The 10,858-nt window shown below is 69.5% G+C and carries 6 protein-coding genes; 2 read left to right on the top strand and 4 right to left on the bottom strand.

Going from position 1 to position 10,858, the window contains the following annotated elements; genetic code table 11:
* The coding region (locus ACOJSN_RS23875; RefSeq protein ID WP_420114980.1) for an FAD-dependent oxidoreductase at positions 1 to 1,504 on the top strand (1,504 nt) is incomplete at its 5' end.
* A gap of 85 nt (positions 1,505 to 1,589) precedes the next feature.
* On the opposite strand, the gene sigJ is transcribed toward ACOJSN_RS23875, so the two are convergent.
* Entirely contained in the window at positions 1,590 to 2,537 is a 948-nt protein-coding gene (sigJ, locus tag ACOJSN_RS23870; protein WP_420114979.1) for an RNA polymerase sigma factor SigJ, read from the bottom strand.
* A gap of 152 nt (positions 2,538 to 2,689) precedes the next feature.
* On the opposite strand from sigJ, the gene ACOJSN_RS23865 reads away from it, so the two are divergent.
* Positions 2,690 to 3,073: a DoxX family protein gene (locus tag ACOJSN_RS23865; protein ID WP_420114978.1), complete on the top strand. Its 384-nt coding sequence runs from the start codon at positions 2,690 to 2,692 to the stop codon at positions 3,071 to 3,073.
* Here ACOJSN_RS23865 and ACOJSN_RS23860 read toward each other — a convergent pair.
* The 3 genes from ACOJSN_RS23860 to ACOJSN_RS23850 form a co-directional block, all read right to left on the bottom strand.
* A complete protein-coding gene (locus tag ACOJSN_RS23860; protein ID WP_420114977.1) occupies positions 3,070 to 4,368 on the bottom strand; it encodes a glutaminase in 1,299 nt (432 codons plus the stop codon). The genes ACOJSN_RS23865 and ACOJSN_RS23860 overlap by 4 nt on opposite strands.
* Positions 4,369 to 4,452: 84 nt before the next feature.
* Positions 4,453 to 6,267 carry a hypothetical protein gene (locus ACOJSN_RS23855; protein WP_420114976.1) on the bottom strand — a complete coding sequence of 605 codons (1,815 nt, stop codon included), beginning with the start codon at positions 6,265 to 6,267 and terminating at the stop codon, positions 4,453 to 4,455.
* On the bottom strand, positions 6,264 to 10,796 hold the full coding sequence (locus ACOJSN_RS23850; protein WP_420114975.1) for an NEW3 domain-containing protein: 4,533 nt from the start codon (positions 10,794 to 10,796) through the stop codon (positions 6,264 to 6,266). The genes ACOJSN_RS23855 and ACOJSN_RS23850 overlap by 4 nt, the downstream gene beginning before the upstream one ends.
* Between the last annotated feature and the right edge of the window lie 62 nt (positions 10,797 to 10,858).

Here is a 10,858-nt window from a genome sequence, read left to right as displayed (position 1 = left end):
GGATGTCGTCACCGACAACGAGGCGATCCGCGACGAGCTGCAGGCCGTCTGCTACGGCATCTGGGACCACATCAAGAACTCGGGCGAGTTCGACGCCGACACCCTCACGCTCGAGTGGGTCGGCTCGGTCCCGGGCAAGCGTGAGTACCGCCGGTTCGTGGGGGACCACGTGCTCACCCAGCACGACGTGCTCGGCCAGACCGAGTTCGAGGACCGGGTGGCGTTCGGCGGCTGGTCGATCGACCTGCATCCCGCCGGTGGCGTCTACGCGAGCGAGCCCGGTTCGCGGCACTGGTACTCCGACGGCGTCTATCACATACCCCTACGCAGCCTGTACTCGCGGAACGTGTCGAACATGTGGATGGCCGGCAGGGACATCTCAGCCACGCACGTCGCGTTCGGGACCACGCGGGTGATGGCGACCTGCGCCGTCATCGGCGAGGCAGCCGGGCTGGCAGCGGCGCTGGGTGTGCAGCACGACCTCAGCCCGCGGGAGCTCGCAGGCGAGAGCTTCGAGGTCGTGCGGCGAGCGCTGGTGCGAACGGATGCGTCGGTGGTCGGGGTGGAGCACTCCGACCCGGCCGATCACGCCCTGACGGCGGCGGTCACCACCTCCTCGACACTCGCCTCGATCGTCGTCGACTCGCCTGCAGCGACGCACGAGCTGAGCACGCCACTCGGAATCGTGCTGCCTGTGCACCCCGAGCTCGACGGACTTGAGGTGCTGCTCGACTCCGAAGGCGCGCGCGACCTGGTGGTCGAGCTCCACGCGACCTCCATGCCGCAGAACTACCTCCCGGACTCGCTGCTGGAGTCGATGACGGTGCCGGTGCCCGACGGCGAGAAGCAGTGGGTCACCGTGCCACTGCGATGGTCTCCTCGTGGCGACGTGTGCAACGCCTTCATCGTGATCCGCGGCGAGGGCCTGCGCGCACACATGTCCGCGGACTACCCATCCGGACTGCTCGCATACCGGCTGCGCAACGACCCGCCGCCGGACGCGAACCAGGAGTGGCGACCGTGGAAGCCCTATGAGGATCGGTTGGTGCCGTGCCTGCGAGTGGAGCGGACCGAGGCGTACCGGGCGTCGAACGTGGTCGGCGGGTACGCGCGCCCGTACGGCGGCCCGCAGCTGTGGAGCTCGCAACCGCTGTCTCAAGACCCGGCGCCACGGCTCGAGCTGTCGTGGTCTGAGCCGGCCGAGTTCGGCGAGGTGACGCTCGTGCTGGACGACGACGTCGACCTCGACCTCATCAACCTCCACCACCACACCACCGAGCGCGAGATCATCCCCACCCTGGTGCGCGACTACCGCCTCGAAGCCGTCATGCCCGACGGCGGCACCCGCGTTCTCGCCGACGTCACCGACAACCGGGTCCGGCACCGCCGACACCGGTTCGACGAGCCGGTCACCGCGAGCGCGGTCAGACTCGTGGTCACCACGACCAATGGTGCGCCGTGCGCGCACGTGGTGTCGCTGCGCGCCTGGCGCACTGACACCTGAGCACCCTTCGGCCCGGCCGACCGGCAGTGTGAGGACCAGCAGTTGGCACCGGATCACCTCCAACCGCGTCGGGAGTGCCTCGACGTCAGCGCGGGCCGCGGCGGTTGCGGCGGCGCCGCAGGGTGGCACGCAGGTCTCCGACGGGTCCGAGGTGCTTCAGCTTGGTGGGCGAGGTGATGGATCGGATCCCGATGATCGCGCCGTCCAGGATCTCGAGCGTCCAGGTGCCCACGATGTCGCCGCGGTGGTCACGCATGACAGCGCCGGGGTGGCCGTTGACCTCGCGACGCTCCATGATGGCGCCCGTCGCGAGGAGCGGCGGCACGGATGCCACCAGGATGCGTGCTGCGCGCTCGGCGCCGAAGGTGCCCCCCTCGCCCCCGGCGAGGCCGCCGCCGTCGTTGTAGGCCGCGACATCGGCTGCGAGCAGCGACTGGAGTCCGTCGAGGTCGCCGGCGGACAAGGCGTCGAAGAACCTGTCGGCGAGCTCCTCGCGCTTGCGGCGGTCCGCCTCGAAGCGGGGCCTGCCCTCGTCCATGTGTCGGCGGGCGCGGGCAGCGAGCTGGCGGCATGCTGGCTCCGACCGGCCCACGGCGGCCGCGACGTCGTCGTATCCGAACTGGAACACCTCGCGCATCACGAAGACCGCGCGCTCCAACGGGGTGAGTCGCTCGAGCAGCAGCAGTGCGGCCATCGACACCGAGTCGGCCAGCTCAGCCGCGTGGGCGGGGTCGCCGGAGAGCACGTCGATGGACGGCTGGTCGGGTTGGGCGTCGGTGAGCAGCGGTTCGGGGAACCACGGTCCCACGTAGGCCTCTCGGCGCATGCGCGCCGAGCGAAGCACGTCGATCGAGGTGCGCGTGACGATCGTCGCCAGGTAGGACTTGAGCGAGTCCGGCTCGACGTCGGCACCGTCGTATCGCAACCAGGTCTCCTGCACGGCGTCCTCGGCTTCGGTCACCGTGCCGAGGATCCGGTAGGCGATCGAGAACACGAGCGGTCGGAGATCCTCGAACGCTTCCGCGTTGGCCATGTCATCCCTCCCATCGGGGTTCGTGTGACACGTGACGAGAGAGCGGTCCGTTCTGTGACATGGGCATGGCGATGTCACAGAACCACGACTCCCCTCGTCTCGTCCACAGCACCCCATCGGAATCCGCGGGGTCTGTCGAGGAGGAGGAACTCATGAACGTCGCCTTGTGGATCGTGACCGGACTGCTCGCAGTGGGGTACCTGGCCGGTGGGCTGGCCATGGTCCTCATGTCCAAGGACCGGTTCCGCAACCTGTCGAACGGCCAGCACTACGCCGACGACTTCAGCGCAGGGATGATCACCACCATCGGTGTCCTCAAGCTGGTCGCGGTCGCTGGACTGCTGCTACCACCGTTGCTCGGTGTCGCACCCCAGCTCGTGCCGTTGGCCGCGCTAGGACTCGTGCTGCTCATGACCGGCGCCGCGACGGTGCGCATCGTGCGCCACGAATGGCCCCACTTCCTCGGCGATCTGGTGTTCTTCGCACTGGCCGCGTTCGTCGCCTGGGGACGCTTCTTCGTAGCGCCGCTGAGCTAACGCAGCGCTGGCCAACCGGGGTGGTTGAGGGCTTGCTCGAGGTCGTCGACGACGGCGAGCCGGCCGCCGTCGCCGGGGTCCGGGTCGGGGACCATGACCTCGGGATCGACGAGGTAGACCTCCTGTCCGTCGAGCGTCAGCCGACGCGCGACCTCGAGAAGCATCCGTCGTGACACGTCGTCGATCGAGTACACCAGTGAGATGTCGAGAACCACCCGGGGTTCCGATGGTGCGGTCTGCACGACCTCGCGCACGATCTTCTCGGCCCCGGCGAAGCGGATCCCGCCCTGTAACCGAAAGACTCGCGTCGACCCGACCGCGCCTGGCCGGATGCGGTTGGAACGGACGACCGCACGCGCTGCAGGTGGCACCTCCATCACGTGCAGCCCCATGTCGGAGGACAGTCGCTCGAACAGCGACACTCCACGAACGCTGTTGCCGTGGGCATCCAGCCGAGGGGAGAAGGTGGCGATGCCCACCTGGCCGGGGAGGGCACCGATCAGCCCACCGGCCACGCCGCTCTTCGCAGGTATCCCGACCTGGGTCGCCCAGTCCCCTGCGGCGTCGTACATGCCGCACGTGGCCATGACGCTCAACACCTGACGAACGACAGCTTCGTCCACCACCTGCTCGCCCGAGAGAGGGTTCACGCCTCTGTTGGCGAGCGTGGCAGCCATCATCGCCAGGTCTCGTGCCGTCACGAGCACTGAGCACTGGCGGATGTAACCGTCGACGACGGCCCTCGGGTCCTCCGTGAGGATCCCGTAGCTGCGGAGCAGGTGCCCGAGCGCAAGGTTGCGGTGGGCACTCTCCATCTCGGATGCGCACACCCTCTCGTCGACCGCCAGCGCGCGGCCGGCGAATGCCGACAGCCCCTGGATGACGCGCCCGATACGGGCGGCCGGCGTCGCGTTGTCCGGACCGGCGAGGGAGTGCGCGGTGATCGCGCCGGCGTTGATCATCGGATTGCGCGGGCGCCCGGTATCGCCCTCGAGGGAGATCTCGTTGAACGCCTCTCCCGATGGCTCGACCCCGACCTTGGCGAGGACCGGATCGAACCCGCGATCAGCCAGTGCCAGCGCGTAGACGAACGGCTTGGAGATCGATTGGATCGTGAACTCGACGTCGCAGTCACCGGCGCCATAGACCTCACCGTCAACAGTGGCGAGCACCGCCCCGAGCCGCTCGGGGTCCGCCGATGCCAGCTCGGGGATGTACCCCGCCGGTTCACCCGAGACGTCCGGCTCAACACCTCGCAGTACCTCGGTCAGGTAGTCGGGAACGATGGGCCGCATGGGTCCTCCTCCGGAGTGGTTCGCTCGACGCCCATCATGAAGGACGCTGGGGCGTGCGCTGTGCCGAAGGGACCGGCTGCTGACCTACGCCATCCCCGCGGGGGTCGCGAAGACGGTCCACGGCACCGTGGCGCTGACCGTGTCGGGGGCGACGCGCAGCGGCTCGACCTCGAGCTCCTCGATGGCATCCACCCGGCCCTCGCTCCACTCGCCGAGCGCCCGGCGCGTGGTGGCGAGGCGGGACCGGAGCCCGGCGTAGCGGCGCTCGAGCACCTCCCATCCGACAATCTTGTTGTCGGCCACCCAGCGCGTACGGTGTGCCTCCTCCAATGCGGCGACGGCGTCCTCGAGCTCGGGCAGCAGCTCGGTGGCGGTGCGTTTCCCGGCCAGCCGGTCTCCCGCCAGGTACGCGGGGCGCAGTGCCACGTGAAGCCGCGCCTTGAGAGCGAGCGCCTCACTGGCGCGCGCCATCACGTCGAGGCGCCGGTCCAGGCCCGTGCTCGTTTCCGGCACGGTCAACTGCCCGGCGAGCCGCACCATCCGCTGCGCGACCTCCTCGCTCGCTCCGATCTCCCCGAAGGAGATCAATGGATCGAGCCACAGCAGCCACTTGCTGGGGTTCGGCGGCTCGATGGCACCGGTCCGGTCGGTGTCGTCGAACGGGTCGTCGAGCTGGGAGGCGGTCAGCCAGAGCGCTTGGTCGATGCCGACGGCCGCCAGTGCGGCGTCGGTGGCGGCGGCATCGAGACCGTAGGCCCGGTCCGCTGCGTGCGCGAGCGCGGGCAGGCACGAGAAGTAGTCGCACTCGTTGCCGTCGTTGCCCCACATCGTGATCATCGCCTCCGTGGCCCCGGCAGCGATCGCGCCGCCGACCGACGCAGTCGCATTAGTGATCGACTCCGGCAGTCTGGCCCACAGCCGCCCCCAGCTGGCGCACCCGCCGGCCATGACGGTCGGCAGCGGCCGGTGCTGCGCGAGCTTGATCTCGTAGTAGTCCTCGGTGTGGTGGAAGTAGTCCCAGTAGACGAGCGTCATGTCCTGCGGGAGCGCGGCGAGGGTGCCGTCCGCGATCGTCCGCTCGAGCCGGTAGTAGTCCTTGGCGCCGTGCTCGACGTCGAAGAGCATGTCGCTCCACATCATCGGCCGGACTCCGAGCTCGCGGCAGATCGCTACCACCTCGTGCACGTGCTGCAGGAAGAAGCCCACATGGTCTCGCGGGTCGGGCGCCGCCTCCCAGAAGCCGAACGCCTCGTCCAGCCCGAGGTGCACGCGGGAGGACCGCAACGGTGCTGTGGCAGCCGCGATCATCTCCCGGATCAGTCCAAGCGCTACCGGGTCACCGATCCGGACCACCTCGGGAGCGACGCGGATGCCGTGGAACGGCGGCCACTTGAGGATCTGCCGCAGGTGGCCGAGCGTCTGGATGACCGGCACCACCTCGATGCCGAACCCGTGCGCGACGTCGTCGATCCGGCGCAGCTCGTGCTGGCTGTAGCGGCCACGGCCGTGCCCGATGTAGGGCTGACCCGGCACCTCGTAGGTGTCCTCGAGGTACAGGTACAACGTGGTGTAGCCGAGCAGGGCGACGTGCGCCAGGTACCGCTCGAGGGTCTCCACCCGCATGACGGCGTTGCGTGAGCAGTCGATCATCACGCCGAGCGTCGGTAGTGCGCGTCGTGCCCGGATCGCGATCGACCGGTCTTGCAGCGCCAGGGCGGCTCGCATCGCGTCCGCCAGCCCGTGATAGCTCACCCGGGCGGTGCCAGCGGCATGGTCGACGGCGAACCCCGGCTCCACCTGGACGGTCAGCTCCGCGCTCGCCCATCGCCGCGCCCGCGCGTCGGAGCCGACCAGCTCCAGCGCACGCCCGACCGCCGCCCGCACCTGTTCATGGGTCACGTGCCACACTCCATCCCGTTCTGTGCTGCCTGCAGCAGCTCGGTGCGGACCCCGTCGGCCCGCAACCTTCCCGTGTCCAGACCCGTCACCGTCACGGCTGCGGTGGCCGTATCGAGATCCCAGATGCCCAGCTCGATCCACTCCGACCCCTCACGCTGGTCGAGCTCGACCTCCGCCTCGCCGAGGGCATGCGTGATCGTGTACACCGCCCTCGTGCTGTTGTTGATCTCGGCCGGGAACCACACGCTGATCCGGTAGCGGCCGCTGCCGGCGAGCGCCGGCGTCCAGGTCGCTGTCCCGGAGGTCGCCGGCGCGATCCAACGGGTCGTGCCGCCGTCCCAGCCGCGAAGGTTCGACTGCGCCCACGCGCCGTCCTCGGTGTACGCGGTCCCGCTGCCGGTGTCGGTGATCACCTGGTTCGCTGCGTCGGCCTCGCCGACCGCGATGATCGCCGTCGCGGTGATCTCGCCCAGGGCGACGGTCACCTCGTGCAGGTCCCCGACGACGGCGGTCGCCGCGGCCTCGATCTCGACCTCGATACTCTGCGCCCCAGCGGCGGGCAGGTCGATGGTCACGGCGTTCGGCTCGGCGGTCCACCCTGCAGGCACGCCTATCGACAGGCACCCCGCGACGCCCGCCGCCGGGCCGGCGGTGAGGTCGACCACCATCGTGGTCGTGCCACCGGGCACGTCGATGTCGGCGACGCTGACCTGCAGATCTGCCCGCAGGTCCGCCTCGGTGCTGGGGCGGAACCGGACCGCGCTGGTGCGGTGGGTACCGCCGTCGAGCACCTCGAGATACACCTCGGCGAAGCGACCGGCGAGCAGCTCGAAGTACCCGAGCGATCGCCAGGCGTTGCCATCACTGGTCTGGTCGACCACGATCGTCTGCTCGCCGCCGGCATGCCGCACCACGAAGCTCGCCTGCGTCGTCGAGACGGTGTGCGCGGGGTACCACACAGAGATCTCGTACAGACCGGCCTCGGGGATGTCGGGCACCCAGCGTGCGGTGCCCCCGAGCAGGCTGTCGAGGTTGTAGCGGCTACGCGTGCCGTTCCACCCTGAGAGGCCGCTGAAGCGCCACTGACCGGTCTCCTGATACTGCGGCCACGGGCTCTGCACATGCACCACCTGCGGCTCGGTGACCACGGGGACGGCGACGCTCGCCGACCGCAGGCCGTCCATCGTGGCGGTGAAGCGTGGCGTGGTGCCCCATGGCAGCGTGGCGGGCGCGGTCACGGTCACGGTGTGCCGGCCGACGTCACCTGCGGGCACGCTGACCTCGGTCGTCGGGACGTCGATGCCCCAGCCCACCGGCCCGGTGATCGTCACCGGGATGTCGAGCGACTGGGTTCCGGGGTTGCTCACCGTCGCCGTCACCGTGAGCTGCTGGCCGGGCTCGGTCACCCGTGCCGCGCTCGCGACGACGCCCGCGAGACGTCGCGGGTCGCGGACGCCGAGCGGAACGGCCTCGGCCTCTGCTGTGCCTCCGGCCCAGGTGGCGGTGGCCCCCAGCGTGACGTCACCGGTCGGTTGCGCCGCCGGCACGGACACCTCGAAGCTCCACGTCCCAGTCCCACCGGCGGCGAGCGGGTCCGTCGGTGTCGCGACAGGCACCCCAGTCCAGCCGCTCGGCAGACCGAGGTCGACGGCAGTACTCGCCAGTGGGGCCGCGGTCCCGTTGCGCACGGTCGCGCGGATGGTGATTGCCGCGCCCCCGACGGCGGTGCCGGGGACGTCGAGGTCAATGACCACCTCGTCGGTGGGGGCACCGGTCTGCGCTACGGGCAGTCTGAGCACCACCGGATCGGTCGTGAAGGATCCTCGCGTCACGCGATAGCTGAAGGCGTGCGCGAGCCCCGCGACGCTGACCGTCCACTCGTGGGGGTAGGCCTTCGTCGGCGCGGTGACCCACGGGCCGTCGTCGATGCGGTGCTCGAAGGTCACCGGCTCGAGCGAGTCGACCATGACGTAGGCGTCATAGCCACCATTGTCCGCAGCCTGTGGAAGCAGCAGTCCTCGAACGATCCCGAGGTTTGCGTCGGCCGGGCGGGCATGGAAGCTGGTGGCGCCGTGATCTGGCTCGACCGGCACACCGTGCCACGGCGCTGCGATTGGCAGGTCTCGCACCGCGATGGCGGCCAGGCCGTGCGGCGCGATGGTGACCTCGATCGACCCGGCCGCCAGCGACGCCGTCGGGCTCCCCGACTCGCTCAGCCGCTCGATAGCGACGACGTCGGTCGCATCCAGGCCGAGCAGATCGGTCGCGAGGCTGACGATCACGGTCTGCGCGGCGTCGGTGGAGTTGACCAGGCTCACGTACAGGGAGTCGTTGCCCACACCGGTCAGCCAGTTCACGGCGGGGTTGTCGACCTCGATGATGCCGCGCGGGAACCACGGCCAGACGCCGTCCTCGCCGTAGACGCTGCCGGGGGCGTGACCGAACAGCGTGTAGCGGAAGTAGACGTAATCCGCCTCATGAACCCCCGGGAACGTGATCTGCCCGCCGGAACGCACCATGTGCTCGGAGATCAGGTAGTCGATCGTCATCCCGATCTGCGCCGGGATGTGGTGCGGATAGATCGCCGTCACACCGCTCGGACCCTGCAGCGGGAAGTCTGGCTTCATCTGGATGGCCTGGAAGTCGCGGCTGTAGTACCCGGGGTAGTTCGTGTACCGGCCGATCACCATGTTGTGCGCGAGGTCCACCAGCAGGTCGTCCCCGGTGTAGTGCCCTAGGCGCATCAGTGCCCCCGCGTAGCAGGGGTTGAACACGAACCCGCCGCCCGCCGCCGTGCTCACCGACGTGCTGACCTTGTAGGTGGTGAGCTGCTCGAACGTCAGTCCGGTCGTCGAGACATACCAGGACGGCACGGTCTCGACCGGGACCGTGGTCCGCGGGTAGCTCGGCAGGCCGTTCGCCGGCCAGTCGTACTGCTGCATCTTGACCGGTGGCTGGCCCACCGTGACCGTTCCGGCGCTGGGAACCGGACGCAGCATCGTCTGCGTGATGAAGCGCTGCGCCTCCCGATGCGCGCCGAGCAGGATGTCGGGCTCGCCGGTGGCCTCGTACAGCACCACCAGGTCCAGCCACGACCTGCTGTAACTGATCGCGAAGCTGCCCTCCGCCGCCACCACGGTGTCGGGCGCCTCGATCTCGTGCTCGATGGAGTCGCCCGCCAACCGCAGCGCCGCGGTGAGGTGAGACTCGTCCTGGGTCAGCAGGTACGCCGCGAGCTCGACGGCGAACCTCGGCCGGTCGCGGCCGATCTCGTCCTTCGCGATGCTCTCGATCCCCAGCCTCCGGATTCCTCCTGCACGCCGGCCGCTCAGCTCGTAGAGCGCGTTGAGCATGACCGCGTCGCCGGCCACGTAGCCGAGCCGGTGCTGGTTGGCCACCTGACCGGGCTTGCTGAGCGGCGAGTAAGCGATGCTTCCGCGCGAGAGCTGGTACTCGATCATCGCTCGCGCACGTTGGTCGTAGAGCGGGGCGTCGGGTGCTGTCGAGGTCAGCAGGTGGGCCGAGGCCAGGACGCCACCAGCGGCCACGCGGATGTCATCGGTGATCTCGACGTTCATGAAGCCCTTCGCGCGGCTCCACCAGCCGGAGAACGAGGGCACGTAGTCGACGCTGTCGTCGGTCTCCGGCTCGACCATCACGAGGTCCAGCATCGTGTGCAGGGTGTCGGTCAGCGAGGATCCGTACACGTTGCTCCGGTACGCCCGCGCATCGTAGACATCGCGTGCGAGCGAGCTGAAGGCGTCGTACAGCACCACGGGGGCCGAACAGACACCGAAGGTGAAGCCCCGGCTCTCACCGGCAGACATCCCTGCGCGCAACCCGGGCTGCGGCGCGTAGATCGTCGGCGCGATGTCGAGCGAGTCGTTGCGCAGGCTCATGCCGAACGGCTGGTCGTCGCCTCCGAGCGCCTGCTCGTGCTCGAACTCCAGCACCTCGGACGGCACGAACAGGCCCGAGGTGAGCGGTCCGCCGTCGACCTCTCGCTGGATGAGCGCCATCGGCGCGAACAGTTCCCAGGCAGCGCGCGGCTGCGGATCGTCCAGCACCGCCTTGGCATGCTGCTGGGCGCCGCAGAGCACCTCATCGACGGCGGCGAGATCGCTCGCCTCGCCCAGCTGGTAGGCGACGATGTAGTCGCCTGCCTCGTGCGCGGTCAGGACGAGTTGCGCCTCCGGGTGATCACCATCGAGCGTCCACCGCACGACCAGCTCGAACACCTCAGGGTCACCGGCCCGGAGCTCGACCGTGTTGCTGCCGATCTGCTGCACCTGGTCGAACGCCACCCAGATCGGCTCCGAGCGCGGGTGTCCGGGGCCGCCGTGGCGGTAGACGACCCACTGCTCGTCGAGCCTCGCCTGCTGATCGGTGGCATCGACCCAGAGCCCGTCGCGGCGCACCTGCAGGTCACGCACGATCGTCTCGCCACCCCGCCAGCGCGCCTGGCTGAAGGTCATCCGGTAACGGTCGTTGCCGAGGCGGCACAGCTGGCGGTAACGCAGGCCCGGCATGTCGAGACGGCGGAGCGCGTCGGCGACGGTGCTGGCACGGCGCCGGCTGGGTCGCACGGATG

Source organism: Pseudactinotalea sp., from assembly GCF_048594945.1.
Taxonomy (GTDB): domain Bacteria; phylum Actinomycetota; class Actinomycetes; order Actinomycetales; family Beutenbergiaceae; genus Pseudactinotalea.
This window is presented reverse-complemented; position numbering and strand designations above follow the sequence as displayed.